Origin of the sequence: Thermoflexus sp., from assembly GCF_034432235.1 — a bacterium.
Lineage (GTDB): Bacteria > Chloroflexota > Anaerolineae > Thermoflexales > Thermoflexaceae > Thermoflexus.
Window position 1 is genome coordinate 1 of sequence record NZ_DAOUCJ010000096.1, and the last position, 21,700, is coordinate 21,700.

General features: G+C 66.6%; 22 protein-coding genes. 15 read left to right on the top strand and 7 right to left on the bottom strand.

The genetic code is table 11. The features are described 5' to 3' along the window. The first annotated feature begins 620 nt into the window (after positions 1-620). The 6 genes from VAE54_RS11715 (at position 621) to VAE54_RS11740 (ending at position 4,551) form a co-directional block, all read left to right on the top strand. A complete protein-coding gene (locus VAE54_RS11715; protein WP_322802150.1) occupies positions 621-752 on the top strand; it encodes a hypothetical protein in 132 nt (43 codons plus the stop codon). 88 nt (positions 753-840) lie between these two features. Further along, entirely contained in the window at positions 841-1,551 is a 711-nt protein-coding gene (locus VAE54_RS11720) for a hypothetical protein (protein WP_322802151.1), read from the top strand. 303 nt (positions 1,552-1,854) lie between these two features. Further along, entirely contained in the window at positions 1,855-3,009 is a 1,155-nt protein-coding gene (gene thrC, locus VAE54_RS11725; RefSeq protein WP_322802152.1) for a threonine synthase, read from the top strand. Between the two features lie 274 nt (positions 3,010-3,283). Continuing rightward, a complete protein-coding gene (locus VAE54_RS11730) occupies positions 3,284-3,703 on the top strand; it encodes an OsmC family protein (RefSeq protein WP_322802153.1) in 420 nt (139 codons plus the stop codon). A gap of 148 nt (positions 3,704-3,851) precedes the next feature. Next, complete coding sequence (locus tag VAE54_RS11735; RefSeq protein WP_322802154.1) at positions 3,852-4,121, top strand: type II toxin-antitoxin system prevent-host-death family antitoxin; 270 nt, start codon at positions 3,852-3,854, stop codon at positions 4,119-4,121. Position 4,122: 1 nt separating this feature from the next. Continuing rightward, entirely contained in the window at positions 4,123-4,551 is a 429-nt protein-coding gene (locus VAE54_RS11740) for a type II toxin-antitoxin system VapC family toxin (protein WP_322802155.1), read from the top strand. A gap of 169 nt (positions 4,552-4,720) precedes the next feature. Here the strand turns inward: VAE54_RS11740 and moeB are convergent, their stop codons facing one another. The 6 genes from moeB to VAE54_RS11770 all read right to left on the bottom strand — a co-directional run bounded on the left by moeB (position 4,721) and on the right by VAE54_RS11770 (position 8,558). Next, on the bottom strand, positions 4,721-5,878 hold the full coding sequence (gene moeB, locus VAE54_RS11745) for a molybdopterin-synthase adenylyltransferase MoeB (RefSeq protein WP_416223802.1): 1,158 nt from the start codon (positions 5,876-5,878) through the stop codon (positions 4,721-4,723). Then, positions 5,872-6,333 (bottom strand): thioredoxin family protein, encoded by a 462-nt coding sequence (locus VAE54_RS11750; protein ID WP_322802156.1) that lies wholly within the window; start codon positions 6,331-6,333, stop codon positions 5,872-5,874. The genes moeB and VAE54_RS11750 overlap by 7 nt, the downstream gene beginning before the upstream one ends. Next, positions 6,330-6,794: a DUF4395 domain-containing protein gene (locus tag VAE54_RS11755; protein ID WP_322802157.1), complete on the bottom strand. Its 465-nt coding sequence runs from the start codon at positions 6,792-6,794 to the stop codon at positions 6,330-6,332. The genes VAE54_RS11750 and VAE54_RS11755 overlap by 4 nt, the downstream gene beginning before the upstream one ends. Further along, entirely contained in the window at positions 6,761-7,072 is a 312-nt protein-coding gene (locus tag VAE54_RS11760; RefSeq protein ID WP_322802158.1) for a MoaD/ThiS family protein, read from the bottom strand. Before VAE54_RS11760 ends, VAE54_RS11755 begins: the two co-directional genes overlap by 34 nt. 93 nt (positions 7,073-7,165) lie before the next feature. Next, a complete protein-coding gene (locus tag VAE54_RS11765; RefSeq protein ID WP_322802159.1) occupies positions 7,166-7,597 on the bottom strand; it encodes a M67 family metallopeptidase in 432 nt (143 codons plus the stop codon). Positions 7,598-7,616: 19 nt separating this feature from the next. Beyond that, entirely contained in the window at positions 7,617-8,558 is a 942-nt protein-coding gene (locus tag VAE54_RS11770) for a cysteine synthase family protein (protein WP_322802160.1), read from the bottom strand. Positions 8,559-9,007: 449 nt separating this feature from the next. On the opposite strand from VAE54_RS11770, the gene VAE54_RS11775 reads away from it, so the two are divergent. The 8 genes from VAE54_RS11775 to VAE54_RS11810 all read left to right on the top strand — a co-directional run bounded on the left by VAE54_RS11775 (position 9,008) and on the right by VAE54_RS11810 (position 18,221). Next, entirely contained in the window at positions 9,008-10,597 is a 1,590-nt protein-coding gene (locus tag VAE54_RS11775; protein ID WP_322802161.1) for a hypothetical protein, read from the top strand. Between the two features lie 111 nt (positions 10,598-10,708). Next, the gene (locus tag VAE54_RS11780) at positions 10,709-12,676 is read left to right on the top strand and encodes a hypothetical protein (RefSeq protein ID WP_322802162.1); all 1,968 of its coding nucleotides are present in this window, start codon (positions 10,709-10,711) and stop codon (positions 12,674-12,676) included. Between the two features lie 50 nt (positions 12,677-12,726). Continuing rightward, complete coding sequence (locus VAE54_RS11785) at positions 12,727-13,629, top strand: NAD(P)-dependent oxidoreductase (protein ID WP_322802163.1); 903 nt, start codon at positions 12,727-12,729, stop codon at positions 13,627-13,629. A gap of 129 nt (positions 13,630-13,758) precedes the next feature. Further along, positions 13,759-15,186 (top strand): kelch repeat-containing protein, encoded by a 1,428-nt coding sequence (locus tag VAE54_RS11790; protein WP_322802164.1) that lies wholly within the window; start codon positions 13,759-13,761, stop codon positions 15,184-15,186. 67 nt (positions 15,187-15,253) lie between these two features. Further along, on the top strand, positions 15,254-15,859 hold the full coding sequence (gene cofC, locus VAE54_RS11795; RefSeq protein WP_322802165.1) for a 2-phospho-L-lactate guanylyltransferase: 606 nt from the start codon (positions 15,254-15,256) through the stop codon (positions 15,857-15,859). Between the two features lie 101 nt (positions 15,860-15,960). Then, positions 15,961-16,626 carry a LexA family protein gene (locus VAE54_RS11800; RefSeq protein ID WP_322802166.1) on the top strand — a complete coding sequence of 222 codons (666 nt, stop codon included), beginning with the start codon at positions 15,961-15,963 and terminating at the stop codon, positions 16,624-16,626. A gap of 62 nt (positions 16,627-16,688) precedes the next feature. Further along, the gene (locus tag VAE54_RS11805) at positions 16,689-17,717 is read left to right on the top strand and encodes a DNA translocase FtsK (protein ID WP_322802167.1); all 1,029 of its coding nucleotides are present in this window, start codon (positions 16,689-16,691) and stop codon (positions 17,715-17,717) included. Positions 17,718-17,768: 51 nt separating this feature from the next. Continuing rightward, a complete protein-coding gene (locus tag VAE54_RS11810; RefSeq protein ID WP_322802168.1) occupies positions 17,769-18,221 on the top strand; it encodes a hypothetical protein in 453 nt (150 codons plus the stop codon). A 217-nt stretch (positions 18,222-18,438) separates the two neighbouring features. Here VAE54_RS11810 and VAE54_RS11815 read toward each other — a convergent pair whose 3' ends face one another. Beyond that, entirely contained in the window at positions 18,439-19,116 is a 678-nt protein-coding gene (locus tag VAE54_RS11815; protein ID WP_322802169.1) for a nuclease-related domain-containing protein, read from the bottom strand. Between the two features lie 982 nt (positions 19,117-20,098). Here VAE54_RS11815 and VAE54_RS11820 point away from each other — a divergent pair. Then, the gene (locus VAE54_RS11820; protein ID WP_322802170.1) at positions 20,099-21,511 is read left to right on the top strand and encodes a hypothetical protein; all 1,413 of its coding nucleotides are present in this window, start codon (positions 20,099-20,101) and stop codon (positions 21,509-21,511) included. Positions 21,512-21,700: the final 189 nt, after the last annotated feature.

Genomic DNA, 21,700 nt, shown 5'->3' on the forward strand with positions numbered 1-21,700 from the left:
GGGCGCTGATCCGGGATGGGGAGGGCCGGACCTGGCGGACGGGAGTGGTGGTGCGGGGAGGCTACCCCTGGCTGTATCTCCCCCTGGCCGTGCGGGAAGGCCAGGGCGCCGTAACCCGGTAAGGGCGGAGATACGGGACATGAAGCGCGATCCTACCCGGCTCCTCCAACAGAGCTGATCGGCCTTTGATAGTATAGCAAGGAAACCATCCGTGGTTCCAGACAAAAAGATGCCAGCCGATTTCCCCGGAAATGGCCTTCTCCATAAATGAGCCGCAAAACTGCCATCGCCCAGTTTCAGAGCTGTTCCACATTCCTCGAGATCGCTATCGACTGCCTTGCCGCCGGAATCCGCAACAGCAGTTTGCCTCACCGACTAAAGCAAGACCACCCCTCTCCGCTGTTGGGAGTCACCGTCCCTCTGCGTTATGGACTTCTCTTTCCCTGGCGCTGCTTCGAATTCTGCAATAAAATCAATGTTGTAATTTTTGTATGAGCTTCACTTAATTTGCCCAACGCCGAGATGCCCTGCCTGCGCGGGGAAGGCAGGAGGACCTTCCCCGTCTTCTGAATGGTCTGAAGGCTACAGGCGAGGGGGGAACCATCCTCGGGAGTCTGGTCATGGGACGCCCGTCACAGTCTTTCTGGATACGCTGGGGGGTGCCCGCATTGCTGATTCTGCTTCTGGTGGTGATGATCGGGCTGATCGGGATCGCGATTGGCATCGCGGCCGGCTGGATCCCATGGTCCTGAGCGAGGGACCTCGCCGCCGATCCGATCTGCCCTGTTTCTCTGGATCCGGACCTGCGCCTTTTAAATCCCAGGCCCAGGAGGTCCAGCGATGTCGGTGCAGCAGATCCTGCCCTTTGTATCGACCGCGGTGATGGCGATCTTCATCCTCGCCGTGTTCCGGCGATATGCCGAACGACGGGGAACCCATCTCCTGCTCTGGGGGATCGGGCTGACGATGTTCGGGCTGGGGAGCTTCGCGGAAGCCTATCTGGCCCTGGCCTGGAATCCGTGGGTCTTTCGGATCTGGTATCTTTTCGGTGCCGCCCTGAACGCCGCCTGGCTGGGCCAGGGAACTGTCTATCTGCTGGCCCGCCGGCGCGCGCTCGCCCACGGGCTGCTCGCGCTGCTTCTGTTGGGGAGCCTGATCGCGGCCTATCTGATGCTGACCACCCCACTGGAGGCCTCAGCCTACACCCCGGCCCGTCCGATCAGCGAGCAGTATCGCGCGATCATGCCGCCCCGGGCACCGGTTCGCATGACCACGCCCTTCTTCAACATCTATGGACTGATCACCCTGGTGGGAGGCGCCCTCTACTCGGCGTATCTGCTGTGGCGGCGGCAGATTTTCCCCAACCGGGTGCTGGGGAACGTGCTGATCGCGGCGGGGGCGCTCTCCGTCGCGGCCGCCAGCACCCTCACCCGCCTGGGGCTGGGCCAGTATCTTTACATCGGGGAACTGGCGGCCGCCACGCTGATGTTCATCGGCTTCCTGCTGGCCACTCAGCGTCCCGCCGCCGCGCCACAACCTCAGAAGGCATAGGCTCCCGATCGGCCGGGGGCATCCCCGGGATGATTCGGAGCAGCGAAGGTCCAGCCCTCCCCTCAGGCATTCCCCACCCCCAGATGCTCCCCGCCATCCGCACAGGGATCGGTCGGGGTGCCTTCGGCTCCTCGTCCGATCCCCCTCAATTGGCACTTCGCCAGGATCCACCCTAAACTGGGGGGATACAGGGGATAAAGCTCCCCATGGGGGCTCGAGAAGCTTCCCGAAATGACGCATCAGATACCCGAAACGCTGGGGATTTCGGGCACTCCCGGTGCACATCGCGCAGGAGGAAGGAGCATGGCCGAGGGATCGATGTGGCGCGGCATTATCCATGCGTATCGTCCATTTCTCCGGATCGCCCCGCTTGCCCCCATCACCCTGTATGAAGGAAATACGCCGCTGCTGCCCGCTTCCCGCCTGGCCCAGGCCATCGGTCTCTCCGGCTCTCTTCTTTTGAAATACGAAGGCCTCAACCCGACCGGATCGTTTAAAGACCGGGGGATGACCACGGCGCTGACCCAGGCGGTGGCGGAGGGCGCGCGGGCGGTGATCTGCGCCAGCACCGGGAACACCGCCGCCTCCGCGGCGGCCTACGCTGCCCGCGCTGGCCTGAAGGCCATCGTCCTGGTCCCGGCCGGGAAGATCGCTCTGGGGAAGCTGGCGGCCGCCATGGCCTACGGCGCCACCGTCCTGGCGGTGGAAGGGAACTTCGATGAGGCCCTGAGGCTGGTGCGGCGCGCCGTGGAAGCCTATCCCATCGCGCTGGTGAACTCCCTGAACCCCTACCGTCTGGAGGGACAGCAGACCGCCGCCTTCGAGATCTGCGACCAGCTGGGGCGCGCGCCGGACTGGCTGTGCATCCCGGTGGGGAACGCCGGGAACATCACGGCTTACTGGAAAGGCTTCCGGGCTTATTATCAGGCGGGTCGGATCGACCAGCTCCCGCGCCTGCTGGGGGTTCAGGCGGAAGGAGCGGCCCCGCTGGTCCTCGGCCATCCGGTGGATCACCCGGAGACCATCGCCACGGCGATCCGGATCGGCCGCCCTGCCCGGGGGCCTGAGGCCCTGCAGGCGGTTCAGGAATCCGGGGGGCGCTTCCTGGCCGTCTCCGACGCGGAGATCCTGGAAGCGTGGCGGATGCTGGCGGCGCTGGAAGGGCTCTTCGTGGAGCCGGCCTCGGCGGCCGCTATCGCCGGGCTGCGCCGGGCGCTGGCCCAGGGCCTGATTTCGCCTTCTGAGGAGGCGATCGTGGCCGTGCTCACCGGCCACGGCTTGAAGGATCCGGAGATCGCCCTGCGGGCTCTGCCGGCCCCCACCCGGGTCCCAGCGGACTGGGAAGCCTTCCGCCGCGCCCTGGAACCGTTGCTCGAGCGCTCAGCGGAGGTCCGGATGGAGCTGGAGCCACCCCTTCCTTTCTCGGGCGCGCCCCGTGGCTCTCCGCCGCAGGCCTGATTCCCCATGGGGCTGGAGGGCAGGTAGATCGCCGAAGCTCGCTCGCCCGCCCTCGATCGCTTCTCTCCTCCCAGGCCTCTTCGAAAACCCCCAGGGGACGGCCCCCAAAGCGCTCCGGGAAACGAAGCCTATCACTCCGATCCGGTAGCGAGATCGCTTCAGCGGGGGATTTTCAGAGGTTGGGGAGGGATCGCTCATTCCTGCGAGGATCCAGGCGACCTACATCCTGCCACCCACAGCGGATGGAAACTCAAGCGAAAGGAGAGAAGTGGCCATGGCTGAGGTGCAGATCAAGTGGCTGGAGAAGCGCCAGTTCGTGGGGATCGACAGCACGCGGCACAGTGTGGTGATCTCCGGCACCGGGCCGGAGGACAGCGTGGGGATGAAGCCGGCGGAGCTCCTGCTGATCGCCCTGGGGGCATGCTCGGCGTTCGATGTGCTGGATATCCTGGAGAAGAAGCGGCAGAAGGTCACCGGCCTGGAGGTCCGGGTGCAGGGGGAACAAGACCCGGATCCCCCCTGGGCCTTCCGGCGCATCCACGTGATTTACCGGGTGCGCGGGCGCGGTCTCTCCCCGAAGGCCGTCGAGGACGCGGTCCGGCTCTCGGAGGAGAAATACTGCTCGGTCAGCGCCACGGTGCGCGGCGTGGCCGGGATCACCCACACCATCGAACTGATGGAGGAAGAAGGATGAGTTCTGCATCCTGTTCCCTCCTTCGGGGGGAGCTCGATCAGGCCGTGCAGGGAGGCCCCTGGCGCAACGGATAGGGGATCTTGCGCAAGGCGGAGGGATGGCATATCATGTGGTCACAAATGTAGCCACATTTATGCCGGAGGAAGGCATGCCCTCTGTCAGCGTGCGCGAACTCAAAGGACAGCTCAGCCGCATCTTGCGGGATGTGCGGGAAGGGCAGAAAGAGTATCTGGTCACATACCGTGGCCGCGTGGTGGCGCGCATTTCGCCCGTTGTGCCGCCAGAGCAGCGGGTGGAAACGAAAAAGGTACGGCAGGTGATGCGCAGCCTGGATCAGCTGGCCACGGAAATCGGCAAACAGTGGCCAGAAGGTGTGTCCGCGGTAGAGGCCGTCCGGGAAGCGCGGAGGGAGATCTGAGATGGTGGTTGATGCCAGCGTATGGGTCAGCGCCCTGGTGCCTGCCGATGGGCATCACGCAGCGAGCCGTCGATGGTTGGAGGCGCGCCTGCGAGAAGGAGCACTCCTTATCGCACCGGTCATCCTGCTGGCGGAGGTCGGTGGAGCCATTGCCCGGCGCACGGGCGATGCGGCGCTGGGCCGGCGGGCCGCGGGCATGTTGCTGGCCTTTCCCACCCTGCGTTTGACCCCCGTGGATGAAAGGCTGGGCGGTAAAGCGGCGCTTCTGGCCGCGCGGCTGCGTCTGCGGGGGGTGGATGCGGTGTATGTGGCCACCGCCGTCCTGCTGGGGGTGCCCCTGGTGACCTGGGACGTGGAACAGCGGGAGCGAGCTCTGCCGGTGATACAGGCACAAGCCCCTGACGCCCCTGGAATCGAAGGGGCGCGATGAGAAAGGTTCGCGCGCGCATCGATCGCTCCCAAATCCCCCGCTGCGTCCATCTCATCCCCTTCAAACCGCCGGGGGCCCGGCAAGTTTCGCCGGGCCCCCGGCCCTTAGGGGGTGCGCGCTCCGCTATCGGCAGCGGGTGAAATCCGTGCCCCGTTTATTGTTCCCTATTTTAATACAGGGGCACGCTGGGGTCAACTTCCCGCGACCAGGCGTTAATGCCCCCGCGCAGGTTGCGGACCCGGAGCCCGGCTGCCTGCATGATCCGGGCGGCTTGAGCGCTGCGCGCCCCCGTCTTGCAGTAGACCACGTATTCCCGGGTGGGATCCAGCTGGTTCAGGCGCGCTGGCAGCTCCCGGAGCGGGATCAGAATCGCTCCCTCCAGGCGGCAGATCTCCCACTCGTGGGGCTCCCGCACGTCCAGCAGCACGATCCCCTGGCCATCCCGTTCCAGCATGGCCTTCAGCTCTTGAGGCGCGATGTCGAACTCGGTGCGCACCTCATGCTCGTGGACAGGCATGCCGCAGAAAGCCTCGTAGTCGATCAGCTCGCGGATGGTCGGGTTTTCGCCGCAGACGGGGCAGGCCGGGTTCTTGCGCAACTTGAGCTCGCGGAAGCGCATGCTCAGGGCATCGTAGAGCAGCAGCCGCCCGATCAGCGGCTCGCCCTGGCCGATGATCAACTTGATGGCCTCCGTGGCCTGGATGGCGCCAATGACCCCCGGCAGCACGCCGAAGACCCCGCCTTCGGCGCAGGAGGGCACCAGGCCGGGCGGTGGGGGCTCCGGATACAGACACCGATAACACGGCCCCACCCGCGCGTCGAAGACCGTGGCCTGCCCCTCGAACCGGAAGATGCTGCCGTAGACCAGAGGCTTGCCCAGGAACACACAGGCATCGTTGACCAGGTAGCGGGTGGGGAAGTTGTCCGTGCCGTCGATGATGATGTCGTAATCCCTCAGGATCTCCAGGGCGTTGGCGCTGGTCAGCACCGTCTCGTGGGTCTCCACCGTGATATCCGGGTTGAGATCCAGCAGGCGCGCCTTCGCCGAGGCCAGCTTGGACTTGCCCACCCAGGAGGTGCCGTGCAGGATCTGGCGCTGGAGGTTGCTCTCATCCACCACATCGAAATCCACCAGACCGATGCGCCCCACCCCGGCAGCGGCCAGGTAGAGAGCCGCTGGGGAGCCGAGGCCGCCGGCGCCGATGATGAGCACGCTGGCGGCCTTGAGCTTCTTCTGGCCGGTCAGGCCGACCTCCGGCATCAGGAGGTGCCGGCTATACCGGCGGATCTCCTCGTTCGTCAGAATCACTTCATTCACGTTCAACATCCGGACCTCCTCAGGGATGCAGAATGCAAATCGGGACAGGATCGTGTCCCCTCCACCCGTCCAGATCCCTTCCGAAGCTGGAGCCATTGCCGGCGCAGCGTCTCCGCCGTCGCCACCCCGTTGTTCACCACCCGCACCGTCCCGGAGGCGTCCACCCACATCGTGGTCGGCACCGTCCACACCCGGTAACGCGCCGCCGCCTCCGGATCGGCGGTTACATCCACGGACCGCACCGTCACCGCCTCCTTCCACTCCGCGGCCAGGGTCTCCAGAATCGGCGCCTGGAGCAACCGGCACGGCCCGCAGGCCGGCGTGTGGAAATAGAGCAGCGTCAGCGGGCCCTCCAGGTCGGCGGCCCGCGGCCGCGCCAGCCGGCGCTGCACACAGGCGATCAGGCACCAGCCGGCCCAGAGCGCCAGCAAAATCCCCGCCGCAAGGAGGAGGCGCTCGATCATCCCTCCACCTCCCGACGCTCCATAGGCCGGACCGTGAAGCCGGGGACGCCCAGGCGGCTCAGCTGGTAATAAACGAAACAGCCAGCGCAGAAGCCGAAGAACAGGTTCAAAGCAGCCAGAACGATCACCACCCAGGTCAGCGCCCAGCCGATCACGGGATAACCCAGAAAGAGGGCGATCGCTCCGGCCGCCAGGACGGTCCCCCCAAGCCCCTGGGCGAAACGGTGAGGCTCCGGGTTATCGGTCAGCACCCGGGGCCGCAGCCAGCCCCGCGGCTTGAGGATCCGGAAGTACATCTGCTGGAACAGCGCCGCCCCTGGCGCGGCGGTTCCCACCAGCATCACCAGGGCTACAAAGGCCACCAGCGCCGGCTGGTTCAGGATCCATCCCAGAAGATTCAGCGTGATAATGGAGGCCTGGTTGAACTTCAACGCCGTGTGATCCACCTTCCGCTCGACCATCGCCCACCTCCCGCAATCGAAGGCACGATGCTCAACGTTTGCCCGTCCGAGATCGGGGTTTCCTCCCCCTGAAGGTATCGCACGTCCTCATCGCCCAGGTAAAGGTTCACAAAGGAGCGCAGGCGGCCCTCCTCGTTAAAGAGATGCCGCTGGAGTTCGGGGAAACGCTCCGTCAGAGCCCGCAGGGCCTCCCCCACGGTCCCCGCCTCCACGGTGACCACCTTCTCCCCCCGGGTATAGACCCGCAGCGGGGTCGGGATCAGGATCTGAACGGCCATCGGGTTTCCACCTCCGCGCGGAAGTTTGTTCGGTCAGGAGTTCAGCATCCGAACTGCCGGATCCTGGAGGGCGAATGCCCACCCGCGAGATCCTCAGGGCACGATCTCGAGGGTCCGCTCCATGAACGCCGAGCGATCTTCCTTCAGCTCCCATACACGCCAGTCGGTTGCCCGGCCGTTCTCAACCGAGACGATGAGATAGGCATACCAGGGCCAGGCGTGCTCCCGATCGAAATCCGAGGGCCGGGCCGGATGATCCGGATGGGAATGGAAGAAGCCGAGGATGTCCAGGCCCTCCGCAGCGGCTTCCCGCTCGGCCGCCAGGACCTCCTCCGGCGGGATGAGGAACCGGTGGGTCTGCTCCTCCGGATGCGCCCACCGGTTATCCACCAGCCGAAGGCGTTCCACAATCCTGGCGCCATCCCTCTCACGGCCGAGGAAGATCCCGCACGCCTCGGCCGGATAGCCCGCCTCCACGTGAGCTCGGATCTGCTCTCGATGGACATGACGCAACCGCAGAATCATCGAGCTTCGCTCCTGCGCGTCAGGCATTCCCCTCGAACCAGAAGCTCTCGCTTAAATACTTGTATCCCGCATCCGGGAAGATCGTCACCACCACGCCTTCCCGCAACCGGGCGGCGACCTTCAGGGCGGCGGCCATCGCCGCGCCCGCCGAGATCCCCACAAAGAGCCCCTCCTCCCGGGCCAGGCGCCGGGCCATGTCATAGGCCTCCTCGGTGGCGATCGGGAGGATCTCATCCAGCAGATCCGGGTCATAGATCCCGGGCCGGATGGCCGTCTCCATATGCTTGAGGCCCTCCAGGCCATGGAAGGGCCCATCCGGCTGCACCCCGATGAGGCGGATCGACGGGTTCCGCTCTTTCAGATAGCGGCCAACGCCCATCATCGTCCCACTGGTCCCCAGGCCGGCGACGAAATGGGTGATCCGCCCCCCGGTCTGCTCCCAGATCTCCGGACCGGTGGTGCGGTAATGGGCCTTCCAGTTGGCCGGATTGTTGTATTGATCCGCATAGAAGTATCGCTCCGGGTCCGCCTCATACCGGCGGCGGGCCTCCAGGATGGCCCCATCGGTCCCTTCCAGCGGATCCGTGAGGATCAATTCCGCGCCGTAAGCCCTCAGGATCCGCAGCCGTTCTGGACTGGCGTTGGCCGGAATGCACAGGGTCACGCGATAGCCCCGGGCGGCCCCCAGCATGGCGTAGGCGATCCCCATGTTCCCGGAGGTCGCATCCAGGATGACCTTGCCGGGATGCAGCCGACCTTCCCGCTCCGCCGTCAGGATGATCTCCCGGGCGGGGCGATCCTTGACGGATCCGCCCGGGTTATACCATTCCGCCTTCGCGTAGATCTCCACAGGCGCGAACGGCGCCGCCAGCCTTCGAAACCGGAGCAGAGGCGTGTTCCCGATCAGATCGAACACATCCTTCGCCGCCTCCGCCCGCATCCTCGGGATGGTCTTCAGCATCGTGGCTCCTCTCCACTCCGCGGAATCCCTCCAAATGGGAGCCTCGCCATAGGCCCCTACTGCTCCCTAAAAGAAGACAACCGCGCCGCTCTAAAATAAAAAGGACCAACACGACGCGGCGGGCTGGAAACGGCCAGCAGCCTCAGCACCCCTCAGGGCGCGGGGGCGTTGGCCACCCACCGATCGGTTGGTCCCTCGGTCGGGCGGGAAGAAAGGCCGGGTTCGGCCTTCATCCCGGGCGGGTGGCGCTAACGCCCCCGCCCAGGACAGATGCAGTGGATATGAATCAAAGCGTGCCGCATCTTTTCGCTCGACTCCATCGGCGTTTTGTATGAATCATAGGAGCGACTCTGGGGTCTGTCAAATTTTGGAACGCTCGGGGCCGGGCTTGCCAGCCTTTCCAGGATAGAATCAGATCCACTCGAACCCAAACCTATCCGGAGCGGACGATGTCCCGAATCCACCGCTGGGCGATCATCGGCGGGATATTGCTGGCGCTCTGGCTCGCGGCGTGGGCCGGCTTGCCAGGCCATAGGAGCTCGCTGTCGAACCCGCCTCCCCGGCAGCTGCCCACCCTGACGCGCTCTCCGGCGCTTCCTCCCCCCCCTCCTCTCCGCTCCAGCCCAGCCCTGAAGCGGGCGCTGACCATAGAGGCGTTTCGCCTGCATCCCGATGGGCCGCTCTACGTGGGCGACCGCCTGAGCTTCGAGGTTCAGGTTCGAAACACCACCCCCGCTTCCATCATCTCGGGTCGGGTGGAGATCCGACGGACAGGCCCCGGAGCGGAGGAAATCCTGGCGGACGCGCTGCTCCCGGAGCTGCCCCCAGGGGCCTCCCATACCACGACCTGGACCTGGGTTTGGGAAGCCTCGCTCGCCGGCCCCCTCTCCTTGACGGCGGTGGCCAGGCCCGAGGCAGACCTCCAGGGGGGCGATCGGATCACCCGCACGGTCTTTCTGCGCCCCCGAGAGCAGCTTCCAGAGGCGGAGCGACAGGCCCGGTGGGCCCAGGCGGAGAGCCGGTGTTGTGTCCACCATTACCTGACGGGTACGGCAACCGAGGCCGAGCTGGGGCAACGGATGCAATGGGCCGATGAAGCGGAGGCCGCGGTCCGGGGCCGATTGAGCCTTCCTCCACAGCTCCCTACCCATATCGTATGGATCCCCCGGCTGCTCGGGCACGGCGGGTTCACCGTGGGGGACAGCCTGATCCTGACTGACCCGTTATCGGATCGTCTGCCGGCGGATGTTCCCACGATCCTGCGCCATGAGTTCACCCATCGGATGACCTGCGCATGGCTGGCGCGCGAGGATTGCCTGGCCCACCTCCCGTCTTTCATCATCGAAGGCCTGGCCGTCTTCGTGGCCGGCGGGCACTATCGCCCGGAGCCCCTAACCCAGCGGGCCGCTGCGCTCCGCTATCTGGGTCGATGGATCCCTCTGGAGCGCCTGGTAGAGGATTTCTACACCTATCCCCACGAGATCGGATACCTCGAAGCGGGTGCCTTCGTGGAGGAGCTGGTACGGGAAGGAGGATGGCCCCGCTTCCGGGCTTTCCTCCAGGCGATGGAGCGCCGTCCGGGAGAACCGGACCGGGAGGTCCTTGACCATGCCCTTCAGGCTATCTATCATCAAGATATCCGGACGATGGAAGCGCGATGGCTTCCGCGTCTGTGGATGGATCCGGTCGATCCGGTGCAGGTTGCGGATCTACAATTCACGATCGCTTTCTATGAGGCGTTCCGGGCTTACCAGCGCGCCTACGATCCTTCCGCCTACTTTTTGAACGCCTGGCTTCCAGATTGGCGGCAGGCGGTGCGGGAAGGGATCGTGGCGGATTTCATGCGGGAGCCGGAGGATCCAGAGGGGCATCGATTCTGGGAGCGGTTGCAGGAAGCCCGACGGCGAGGCCTGGCCGGGGATCGGGAGGGCGCTCGGGAAATCCTTCAGGCGTTATGCCAGGCGCTGCCATGTCCAGAGGGCAGGCTCCTCCGGGATGCCATGGCCAAAGAGGAGCGCATCCCTTCCCTGGAGCGATGATCCCCAGGGCCATGGGTGGCCCTCCATCTCCGGGAGGGCTGCCGCCCATCGAAGCGTTCGGAAAGCACACCGATGCGTGCAGCTTATGCGGGATGGCATAGAGGATCGCGAGTGCAGGGGCTGGTGCTGGAGCTGTCTCCGCGCGGACGCCGGCGTCCGGAGCCGCTCTACGCCGTCCTGACGGTTCGCGGCGACCCGAAATCCTTCCCCTTCGAAGAGGCGGCCCGCCTGCTGCGGGCCACTTTCGACCGCCACCCCGGCAGCTTGACGTCCGCCCTCCGGGAAGCTCTCCTCGCTTTCAACCACTGGCTCCTGGAGCAGAACCGCCACGCCACCCCGGAGGAACGATGGGAGATCGGCCTCACCCTGCTTGCAGTGCGCGAGGAATCGATCTTTCTGCTCCAGGCCGGGCCAGCCTGGGCTGCTCACGTGACCCGGGAAGGCGTGCGGGTGATCGCGCCGGAAGAGGGAGCGCCCTCCGCGTTGGGCGCCGCCCGGGCCATCTCCCTGCACTACGGGATGGTCCAGTTGCGACCGGAGGACCGACTGATGGTGGCCGATGCGGAGACGGGGCCGCTCCTGGATCCCGCGGCGCTAACCGCCCTGACCCGTATCCAGAACCTCCCCCTGATCATCGAAGCGATCGAGATCCAGGTGGCCCGCACGGTTTCCCACCCGGTGGCCTTTCTTATCCTGGCCACCGACCTCACCCCGGCGCCTCTCCCCCTGTCGAAGCCGACGGCCTCTCCGCCAGAGCCTGCTCCTCCAGTTCCAGCCCCTCTCGAGGTCCCCCGCCGGCCCCTTGGGAAGCTCCGCCCGCCGGGCCGGCTTCGGCTTGCAAGGCCGCGATGGACGTTCCCCCGGATGCCCCGATGGGGATGGCCCACCATCCCACTGCCCACCGCGCCGGGATGGGTGCACACCCTGGCATGGATTCTGCCCTGGGCGATCGCGCTGATCACCTTCGGGGTTTATGTCCATCAGCGGAACACCCTGATCGCCCACCGCCTGCTCACTCAGGCCCAGGCGGAGGCCGAGGAGGCCGCCCGGGCGCCGGCCCCCGGGGAGGCCCGGCGCCACTGGGAGGCCGCCCGGGATCTGGCGCGAACCGCCCAGCAATACGCCGCGCTGCCGGAGGCGGCCGCACTCCAGGAGCAGGCGCAGCGCCAGCTGGACCGGCTGGAGCAGGCCGCCCAGCCGTTGCATCCGACGCGCCTGGCCCGTCTTCCCCCGGGCCGTCTGCGGCGGTTGATCCTGCGGGACAATGAGCTATATCTGCTGGATCCGGAGGGTCGATGCGCCTCCGAAACCCTGCGCCCCGGAGGCTGCGTGCTCTGGATCGGATACGATGAGGTGCATCGGACATTGCTCGGCGAGTCCATGCAGGAGCTCCTGTGGAGCGGCATGATCCTGCAGGGCCATCCCGTGGGGGCGCTGCTGGATCTGGCCTGGGCAGGGGCGGAAGGCGGGCGGTCCGTCAGCGGCCTGATCGCTCTGCACACGCAGGGTCTGGCAGAGAGCCGCAACCGGAGCCCCCGATGGGTGTCCAGCCGCTTTTCCCCGCCTGCCGATGGGCGGTTACGATTTTATGAGGGGAATCTCTATGTGCTGGATCGGGCGAGGGGCCAGATCTGGCGGCTGCGTCCCACCGGGGACGATTACAATGGGGATCCTGAGCCTTATTTCGCCTCCCCCCGCGCGGATCTGGGGGAGGCCGTGGATTTCCTGGTTTACCAGAACATCTACGTGCTGTATCGGGATGGGCGGGTGCGGATGTTCGCGATGGGCCGTGAGGAGGAAGGGTTTCCCCTGCGGGAACAGCCCGCCCCCGCGCTCCCGAGCCCGGTGCGTCAGCCGGTGGGCCTGACGATGGATCCCCAGGCGCCCCGGCCGTGGCTTTACATCCTGGAGCCGGATCGCCTGATCCAGGTGGGGCCGCGGGGCGATTTCATCCGCCAGATCCGGGGCGAGAGCTTGAAGGATCTGGTGGCTGTCGCCGTGGATGAGGGGCGGCGCCGGCTCTTCTTCCTCCGGGCCGATGGCACCCTGTGGGTCGCGGATCTGCCGCCTGTGGAATAATGGAAATCCATCCCGCAACTTCGAACCCGAATCCTTCCGGAGGGCTCACGATGCGCGCGCTGGGATTCATCGGGCTGGGACGGATGGGAACGCCGATGGCGCGGCGGCTGTTGCGGGCCGGGCATCGGCTCACGGTCTATAACCGCACCCGGGAGAAGGCGGAACCCCTGATCGCCGAAGGGGCCCGCTGGGCCGATTCCCCCCGCGCCGTCGCCCAGGCCAGCGAGGTGGTCTTCCTGATGCTGGCTGATTCCGCCGCCAGCGAGGCCATGCTCGCCGGACCCAACGGCGTGCTGGAGGGCGCACATCCGGGCCTCCTCATAGTGGATATGAGCACCATCGCCCCAGCCGTCTCCCGACGTCTGGCCGAACAGGCCGCGCAACGGGGCGTCCGGATGCTCGACGCCCCGGTCTCCGGCAGCGTGGGGCCCGCGACGGAAGGGGCCCTCACGATCTTCGTCGGGGGTCCGCGGGAAGCGTTTGAGGCCGTCGAGGATCTCCTGCGGGTCCTGGGGCGGAACATCCATTACGTGGGCGAGAACGGGATGGGATGCGCGGTGAAGCTCGCCGTGAATCTCATCCTGGGCGTGTCGATGCAGGCGCTGGGCGAGGCCTTCGCCCTGGGCGCCCGCGCCGGGATCCCTCCGCAACAGCTGTGGGGGATCCTTCAGGATCTGGCAGTGATCTCCCCCGCGCAGCGGAACAAAGGCGGAAAGATCGTGGAGGGGGACTTCACGCCCTCTTTCGCCCTGCGCCTGATGGAGAAGGATCTCAGCCTGATCGTGGAGTTCGGCCGTCAGATCGGGGCGCCCACGCCCCTGGCCGCCGTGGCCCAGCAAACGTTCCTGATAGCCCGGGAGCACGGCTGGGCGGAAGCCGATTACTCCGCCATCGCGGCCTGGCTGCTGGATCAGCCACCCTTAGAGGACACGGGAAGGGTATCCTCTCTTTAATCGGGGAACTTCGAGGGCCTGGCCCTGATCCAGGAAATACGTTCCCACCGCCTTCCCAAACCCAAGCGTAACGGCGTAAGCTAAAAAGAAGTCCAGCATACAAATCGGACAGGGGTTCAGGGAGTCCCGATGGCGCAACCCGAACATCGGATGGAATGGATCCCGCCGGAGGAGGCGGGACTCACCGATCGGGAGCAGGAGATCCTCCGCCTGGTGGCCCAGGGGCTGGCCAACAAGGAGATCGCCTATCGCCTGGGGATCAGCCAGAACACCGTGAAGGTCCACCTCCGCAATATCTTCTCCAAGACCAACCTCCAGTCCCGCACCGAGGCCGCGATGTATGCGGTCCGTTTCCGGCTGGTGACCCTGATGCCTTCCTTTCCGGCGATCGGAGAGGAAGAAGCGGAGGAGGGAGAGGGAGAAGAGGCGCCCCTGCCCGCGGAACCGCCAGCGACGCCGGAGGAGGCCCCGAAGCCACCGGCGATGGTCTCCGCCCTTTCTAAGATGGAGGAATCCGCCCTCACGGCCTTTCCGCGCTGGCAGGCCATCATCCTTCTGATCGCCTTCCTCCTGGGGATCGCGTGGGCGCTGGGGCCCGAGCCGGCGCGCTCGGAGGCACCGGGTGTGATCTTCCAGGGCGATCAGGCCGGCCAGGGCATCGAGCGGACTGAGGCGTTATCCCGGTGGAAGCTGATCCGCCAGATGCCCACGCCCCGGGCGCGCTTCGCCCTGGCCCGCTGGCGGGACTGGCTGATCGTGATCGGGGGGGAAGCCCCCGAGGGCATCACCGATCGGGTGGAGCGCCTGGATCTCCGAAGAGCGACCTGGGAGCGGGGGGCACCCAAACCGTATCCGGTGGCGGCGGCCGCCGCCGGAACGCTGGGGGATCGGATCTACGTGCCGGGAGGGATCAACCCTCAGGGACAACCGGTCGATCGGGTGGACGTTTACGATCCGGAGGCAGACCGCTGGCTGGAGGGGCCTTCCCTGCCGGGGCCGCTGGCGGCCTATGCGATGGCCGTCGCCGGGGATCGCCTCTATATTTTCGGAGGGTGGGATGGCCGCCGCCTGCAGGGAACGGTCTGGATGCTGGACCCGGCGCGAGGGCGCTGGGAGCCCCGCGCCCCTATGCCCACCCCCCGCGCTTTCGCCGCCGCCGCCGCGCTGGACGATGCGATCTACGTGGTGGGAGGTTACGACGGTCAGCGGGAACTGGCAGCCTGTGAGCGCTACCGGTTCGCCGCCGACCGCTGGGAGCCATGCCCGCCGTTGAACGTGGGGCGGGGCGGGCTGGCGCTGGTGGCGATGGACGGCTACCTCTTCGCGATCGGGGGCGGATGGCGGATCCCCCTGGCGTTCAACGAGCGATACCAGCCCGGCGCCGATCACTGGACCCCCTTCGAGACGCCCATCACCGGGACGTGGCGGAACCTATCCGCCGCGCCGGGGGACGACGCGATCTGGATCCTGGGCGGATGGAGCGGAGAGCTGCGCGCCGGGGTATGGCGATTCACCCCCTTCCCCTTCCGGCTTTTCCTCCCCGCAACCCAGCGCTGAGCCCTTCCCGCCCGGGCGGGCGGATCCCCTGTCCTCTCCGTGGAGTCCACCGCTGGGTCGGAAGGCCATGGAGATCTGGTTCCTGATCCCGGTGAAACGGCTGGAACGGGCGAAGTCCCGTCTGGCGGCCGTGCTCCCGCAGCGGGCACGGATCCGCCTCACATGGCGGCTGACGCAGCGCACCCTGCGGGTGGTCGCCCGGGTGCCGGAAGTCCATCCCCTGGTGATCAGCGCCGACCTCCGGGTGCTGGCCCTGGCCCGGAGCATGGGATTGGATGTGTATTTCGACCGGTGGGAGGATCTGAACCGCGCCCTGACCGCCGCCCGCCGGTATGCGGTCCGCCACGGCGCGGAAGGGATCGGCGTGCTCCCCATCGATCTCCCCCGCGTGACCCCTGAAGCGATCCGGGCCCTGCTCCAGGCCGGCTTCCCGGATCGAGGCCTGGTGCTGGTCCCCGATCAACGGGCCCAGGGCACCAACGCCCTCCTTCTGCGCCCGCCGGAAGCCCTCCCCTTCCGGTTCGGCCCGGGGAGCCTGGAGGCGTTCCAGGCGGAAGCCCGGGCCCGGGGCCTCCCCGTGCGCCTTTTCCACCACGAGGCCCTGACCTTCGACCTGGACACCGAGGCGGATTGGGCCGCGTGGCGCGCCCGGGCGGACCTGACGAAGCGGTAGCACCCCAGCGGTCCGCCGCCGAAATCGCCCTACCCCCTTGACAAATCCTCGCAAAGGGGCTATGCTCTGAATTAGAACAAATGTTCGAATAAGGGGAAGCGATGGCCGACCGGGATCGGTTGCTGAGCTATCTGGAGGCCTACTGGGAGACCCACGGCTATGGCCCCACGCTGGAAGAGATCCGCCGGCAGATGGGGTTTGCCTCGCGTTCCCACGCCCTTTATCACCTGCGCGCGCTGGTTCAAAAAGGCCTGGTGGCCCGCGAACCCAGGAAACATCGGACCTGGCGGCCGGTCTCCCTTCCGCCCCCGCCCGTATCGATCCCCCTTAAGGGCGTGGTCCCCGCCTCCTCGCCGGATCAGATGGCGGAGGTCATCCCTCAGGATCTGGGGACCCTGCGCCTGCCCGCGGCCTGGGTGCCTCACCGTTGCCGGTTCGCCCTCTGGGTCCGCGGGGAATCCATGATCGGCCGGGGGATTCAGCCATATGACATCGTGCTGATCGAGCCGGTGACCTGGAGCGAGGTCCGCTCCGGGGACCTGGTGGTGGCGCGGCTGCGCGGTCGAAATCAGCTGACCCTGAAGGAACTGGCCATCGAACAGCCGAAGGGCGCCGCGCGGAAGAACGAAGCGATCTACTGGCTACGGCCTGCCCATCCGGAGCTGCCGCCGATCCGCCTGGATCGGCGGATGTGGGTGCTGGAGGGGCGCGTGGCGTTCCGGTTCGGCCCCGTGCGGGATCTGGGGGCCATCATCCAGGAAGGATAGCGAGGAGGTGCATGGGCGCTGCATCTCCCCAGGCGTTCCCTGGATCAGAGGAGGCGTTCCCCATGAAGCGGCGGTGGCTGGAGGCCCAGGCGGATCTGGTGGAGCAGGTGCTCTGGCAGCATCGATCGCCCGGGCGGGTGACGGGCGGCCGGCTCACGCCGACGGCCATCTTTTTTCAGATCGTCCCCGCCCCCGGCGTCCGCTGGTCGCGCCTGAAGGGGCTGGCGGAGGAGCTGGCTTTGGCCCTCGGGGTGCCCAGCGTGCGGATCCAGCGGGAGGGGCCGGTGGTGCAGCTGGAGATCCCCCGGCCCGATCCCCAGACGGTGCGCTTCCTCCCGCTGATGGAGCAGGTCCGCCGATCGATGTCCCGTTATCCGCCTTATACCGCCCTCCTCGGGCTGGCCGCGGACGGCGCGCCGCTGCTGATCCGCCTGACCAGCCCGCAGGTCGCCCACATTCTGATCGCCGGGACCACCGGATCGGGCAAGACCTCGCTGGCCCGGACGATGCTGGCCAGCCTGGTGTTGACCCACCGGCCTGCTCAGCTGGCCCTGGTGCTCCTGGATCCCAAGGGGACGGCCTTCGCGGCCTTCCGCGAGCTCCCCCACGTGCAGGCCTTCGTCCCGGGGGATCCCTCGGAGGCGGCTGCGCGCCTGGAGGCGGCGGTCCGGTGGATGGAGCGCCGCGCGCAGGAGGGGATCTCGACCCCCCGCGTGCTGATCGTCATCGACGAGCTGGGGGATCTGGTGCAGCAGGGCGGGCGGGAAGTGGGGGAGCTGCTGACCCGGCTGGCCCAGCGGGGGCGGGAGGCGGGGATTCATCTCCTGGCCTGCACCCAGAAGCCGTCGGCGGCGCTGCTGGGCGGGCAGCTGACCGCCAACTTCCCCGCCCGCCTGGTGGGGCGGGTGGTCTCGGCGGAGGACGCGCGGGTGGCGGCGGGGATCGGGGGAACGGGCGCGGAGCGCCTGCAGGGGAAGGGGGATTTCATCGCCGTGGTGGGCGGAACGGTCACCCGTTTCCAGGCGGCGTATCTGGTGCCCGAGGAGCTCCGCGCCGTGCTCCGGCAGAGAACGGCGAATGAGAGGGGATGAACAACGCTCGCATGCGGCTTGCGGTTCGCGATCTCGAACAGGAGGTCACAGATGCGGGCGGCGTGGCTGGGATTGTTCGGGATGCTCTGCGCGGTCGCCTTCGGGATCACGGGGGCGATCTGGGTGGGGCTTCATCTCGGCGGGTGGGGGCTGGCGGTGGTCACCGGGCTCGCCCTGGGGATCCCGGTGGCCGCTCTGCTGCTCTCCGCACGGCCCCGGCCCGCCGTCTGGGTCGGGGAACCGGTGACGGCACCCTGGGTGGAACGCGATCCCGCGCCGGGGATCCCCAGCGGAGCGCCCTGGGCCGCCCCGGCGAACGGCTGGGGGATGGCCTCCCCAGGCCGGGGGCCCTTTGGGCTTCCCTTCCCAACGATCCCCTGGATCTCGTGGATCGCCTGGATGCCCGGGCCGCCCGCGCCGGATCCCCACCGCGGGGGATGGCCCCTTCTGCCCCCTCCGGCGCCCCGGACCTTCACGGTGATCGGAGAGGACGGGGAGGAGTGAAGCCGCTGGGGAGGCCACCGGAAGGGCCTCCCCAGCGCTTCAGTTCTCCTGGAAGATGGGCTACGCTCAGGCGCGCGAGGCGCAAGCAAGGCGCAAGCAAATGGAGAGCGGAGGATCCCCGCGACCACCCCCCCGACGGCGCGGGGCCGGTATATGAGCGGGTATGGACTCCCGTGGGGGCTGGGGTTCGGGGCGGGGCCGGGATGGCGTTTTCTCCTCAACCCTCAGACTTTCCCTTCCATACCTGCCGGATGCGCTCTCGTGCCTCCCAGAGGGCGGGATCCCCTCGACCCGCCATCTGCAAGGTTTGCCTCAGATAACGGATGTTTTGCACCCGGACGCCGCGGACGACCAGATCCGCGGGCACGAAAGCGCGGGAGAAGACCACCACTCCCTCGATCCATGGCTCCCGCCCGATCCGCTCTCGGAGCTGCCCTTTGAGCCATCGGATGTTCCGCAGAACCTGCTGGATGGGATCCTTCTCGATTGGGCGTCCATTTCGCAACAGGCGCTCCCCATCGGCGGTGATCCGTCCGGGATGGGACTTGGTTTCCAGGAGGAATATACGGCCTTCACGGGTGATCACCAGGTGATCGATGTTCCCGTAAGGGCTTTCGAGGTCGTGGATGACGAGGAAGCCATCCCCCCGTTCTTCCAGGATGCGGCCTACCTGCTCCTCCGCATAGGCCCCTCTCTCGGCCCGACGGACGGCGCGCTCGCCTCGCCGCGCGATCCGATCGAGGAGGTCAGATCCCAGGCGGATCATCAAGGCCAGGGCGAGCCATCCAGCCCTTCCGATGCCCGGCGCGCGGCCCTCGCCGAGGAGGAGGGCCGCAGCGATCAGGAGCAGGCTGCCACCCAGGGTGACCGCCATCAGGGTTCGCTTTCGCCGCATCGCCATCGCCCGGGTCGATGCGCCCGCCTCTCCAGCCCCCGGCTTCCTGGGGATCAGCCCGAAAGTGAGGAGGCTGATCCCCAAGATGAGGATCCACCGCAGGATCAAAGCCCCTATGGGAAGGCCGAGCAGATTTAACCAGGCCGGCTGAGGGCGATGGGGCCACCGTCGGAGGCGGCAGCCCTCCCCCAAGGAAAGCCACCGCCACCAGCCCACCGATGACGGCAACCACCAAAATCGCCAGGGCAAAACCAACACCGCCCGGCCGTTGTGTCTGCAAGCCCGCCAGTCCTTCAGTTTATTTTCTTGGAGGCTACTGCCCCCGATAAAGGCCGGGGCCGGGGGTCGGCTCAGGGACGGTCAGATGGCGGACCGTTTTCGGGTCCGGCCTGCCCCGGCCCCGTCGTCGGCGACGCCTTAAGCCGGTGATAGCGCTCCCGCTGCCTGGCCCGGATTTTCTCCAGGTTGCGCTGCCGGTAGGCTCGGGATGCGGCCCGGTTGGCACAGCGCCTGGAGCAGTACTTCCGACCGGTCTCCCCCTCGAACTCCTGACCGCAGACCGGGCAGACCAGCTTATGCCGGCGGCGGTATACGTGTATAATAATGTCACACTGCTTGTTAATATGCTGCTAGCGGGGGTTTGGCTTGCGGCGGCTAGGGCTCTTTATTGCGCTGGCCACCTTGCTTCTACTAGTAGAGCTGGGGCCTAAACTTCTGGTCACGGCAGAGGGACCCCATCCGCCGCCTCCGGCTGCCGGCCATCTGGAAATCGGGCCTCCCAGGCGGGTAACACTCGCCGAGCTGCCGCCCTCCGAGCCCGAGGCCGGGCCGCCCCAGGCAAAGCCCTTTGTGCCCCTGGACCCGGTTTGGGTACGAGCGGGCCAAGCGGGAGCCTAAAGCCGGGCAGGGGCCGGTCTTTGGGCTTTCAGTACCGCAGGCACCAAGTAGTGCCAACCTTCGGGTTGTTAACAGTTTTGGGGTAATGGACCAGGCTCTCCAGCAGTTCGTCTCAGGCTTGGGTCAGGTTCCACCCGATACCCAGCTGGCGGCCGGCCCAAATCACCTGGTTCAGATGGTCAACGTGGCCGGGGCGGTCTGGTCCAAATCGGGCTACCTGCTTTCCACCTTCAGCCTTCGGTCGTTCTTTGGGATACCTTCAGGTTACCAAAGGCTGAGCGACCCCAGGGTTATTTACGACGCACTGAGCGGACGCTGGTTTGCGTCGGCATTTGCCTGGGTTTCGGATTATGACAAAAGCAGCGCGGTTTACCTGGCGGTATCGGCCGGGCCCGACCCGACCGGCTGGTGGTGGGTTTACACCGTTCAGAGCAACTTTGTGGGGATTCTGTATGACCAGCCGTTTATCGGGTTAAGCAGCGATAAGGTGGTGATTTCCTGGAATGATTACTACGGGGCCCCCTGTCCGGGCAGCAGTTCTAGCTTCTCTGGCCAAGAAACGGTGGTGCTGGAGAAGGCGGACCTTTTAAGTGGGCTTCCGGTGCGGGGTATAAGATTCGGCCCGGACTGTTTTAGATTCAGGATTGTACCGGCGCTGGCGTTAACGCCCTCGGGTCCGGCCTACTTGGTCTATAACGGTTGGACAATGTCCAAGATCTATAACGGCCGCGGTTACCTGGGGCTTGTCACCGTGACAGGGTCCCCCGCCCTCGGGAATGTGGTCTGGTCGGAGCAAACCCTGTCGATGCCCGCTACCTCGATACCGCCCAAGGCCTATGACGGGCTTGCCGGGGTATATCTGGATACGGGTGATGACCGGTTTCAGTCGGCCGTCTGGCAAAACGGGATTCTGTGGACTGGGGGCAATACCGGGTGTGTCCCGCCCGGCGACGCCTATACCCGGTCCTGCCTGCGGTTGGTCCAGGCTTCCACGACGACGCCTTCGCTACTGCAGAGCTTCGACGTCGGGTTGGCAGGGGGTTACCTGATGTACCCGGCCGTGGCCGTGGACCGTGACGGCAACATGTTTGTGACCTTTTCTGCCATCTCAAGCACCAGTTACGCCGGAGTTTGGGCGGGCTATCAGGCGGCATCCGGACCTTTGTATCAAATAGGGGGTCCGGTGGCTATCCACTACGGCGAAGCGGCTTACCGCTGCTCCTTTGACTCGCTTCAATGGGGCGCATACCGGTGGGGCGATTATTCGGGGGCCGGCCTCGACCCGGCTGACCCAAGCACCGTCTGGTTAACCGGTGAATACGCAGCGGCCGGGACCGTAGATTGCAATTGGGGCAACTGGACGGCCCAGGTGAGGTTGTTGCAGCAACCGACGCCCACGCCGACTCCTAGCCCGACGCCGAGGCCCTGGCCGACGCCAACTCCTAGCCCGACGCCGACGCCCTACCGCCTCTGGTTACCGTTTATTATCAAATGGTGAAAGTTTTGCTGCCTGGTTTGCTTTGCTACCTTTTGCTGTTTGGGTCGGCTTGCGTCTTCCTATGACTGCACCTTTTCGGTCGAGCTGGAGCCCGGCACCTGGAACCGAAGCCCCCAGGATCCCTCCCAGGAACCCGAGGGATCCGAGCGCCAGCCCTTCCCCAACGCCGATCCCTGGGATCCATACCGG

Bases quoted from the DNA above. Each gene is read 5' to 3' on its own strand.
- VAE54_RS11775 (WP_322802161.1), top strand. From the start codon at position 9,008: ATGTCCCGAATCCACCGCTGGGCGATCATCGGCGGGATATTGCTGGCG.
- VAE54_RS11750 (WP_322802156.1), bottom strand. From the start codon at position 6,333: ATGATCGAGCGCCTCCTCCTTGCGGCGGGGATTTTGCTGGCGCTCTGG.
- VAE54_RS11755 (WP_322802157.1), bottom strand. From the start codon at position 6,794: ATGGTCGAGCGGAAGGTGGATCACACGGCGTTGAAGTTCAACCAGGCC.
- moeB (WP_416223802.1), bottom strand. From the start codon at position 5,878: ATGTTGAACGTGAATGAAGTGATTCTGACGAACGAGGAGATCCGCCGG.
- VAE54_RS11820 (WP_322802170.1), top strand. From the start codon at position 20,099: ATGGACCAGGCTCTCCAGCAGTTCGTCTCAGGCTTGGGTCAGGTTCCA.
- VAE54_RS11800 (WP_322802166.1), top strand. From the start codon at position 15,961: ATGGCCGACCGGGATCGGTTGCTGAGCTATCTGGAGGCCTACTGGGAG.
- VAE54_RS11815 (WP_322802169.1), bottom strand. From the start codon at position 19,116: ATGCGGCGAAAGCGAACCCTGATGGCGGTCACCCTGGGTGGCAGCCTG.
- VAE54_RS11715 (WP_322802150.1), top strand. From the start codon at position 621: ATGGGACGCCCGTCACAGTCTTTCTGGATACGCTGGGGGGTGCCCGCA.
- VAE54_RS11810 (WP_322802168.1), top strand. From the start codon at position 17,769: ATGCGGGCGGCGTGGCTGGGATTGTTCGGGATGCTCTGCGCGGTCGCC.
- VAE54_RS11760 (WP_322802158.1), bottom strand. From the start codon at position 7,072: ATGGCCGTTCAGATCCTGATCCCGACCCCGCTGCGGGTCTATACCCGG.
- VAE54_RS11785 (WP_322802163.1), top strand. From the start codon at position 12,727: ATGCGCGCGCTGGGATTCATCGGGCTGGGACGGATGGGAACGCCGATG.
- VAE54_RS11770 (WP_322802160.1), bottom strand. From the start codon at position 8,558: ATGCTGAAGACCATCCCGAGGATGCGGGCGGAGGCGGCGAAGGATGTG.
- VAE54_RS11790 (WP_322802164.1), top strand. From the start codon at position 13,759: ATGGCGCAACCCGAACATCGGATGGAATGGATCCCGCCGGAGGAGGCG.
- VAE54_RS11765 (WP_322802159.1), bottom strand. From the start codon at position 7,597: ATGATTCTGCGGTTGCGTCATGTCCATCGAGAGCAGATCCGAGCTCAC.
- VAE54_RS11740 (WP_322802155.1), top strand. From the start codon at position 4,123: ATGGTGGTTGATGCCAGCGTATGGGTCAGCGCCCTGGTGCCTGCCGAT.
- VAE54_RS11730 (WP_322802153.1), top strand. From the start codon at position 3,284: ATGGCTGAGGTGCAGATCAAGTGGCTGGAGAAGCGCCAGTTCGTGGGG.
- VAE54_RS11720 (WP_322802151.1), top strand. From the start codon at position 841: ATGTCGGTGCAGCAGATCCTGCCCTTTGTATCGACCGCGGTGATGGCG.
- VAE54_RS11735 (WP_322802154.1), top strand. From the start codon at position 3,852: ATGCCCTCTGTCAGCGTGCGCGAACTCAAAGGACAGCTCAGCCGCATC.
- VAE54_RS11805 (WP_322802167.1), top strand. From the start codon at position 16,689: ATGAAGCGGCGGTGGCTGGAGGCCCAGGCGGATCTGGTGGAGCAGGTG.
- cofC (WP_322802165.1), top strand. From the start codon at position 15,254: ATGGAGATCTGGTTCCTGATCCCGGTGAAACGGCTGGAACGGGCGAAG.
- thrC (WP_322802152.1), top strand. From the start codon at position 1,855: ATGGCCGAGGGATCGATGTGGCGCGGCATTATCCATGCGTATCGTCCA.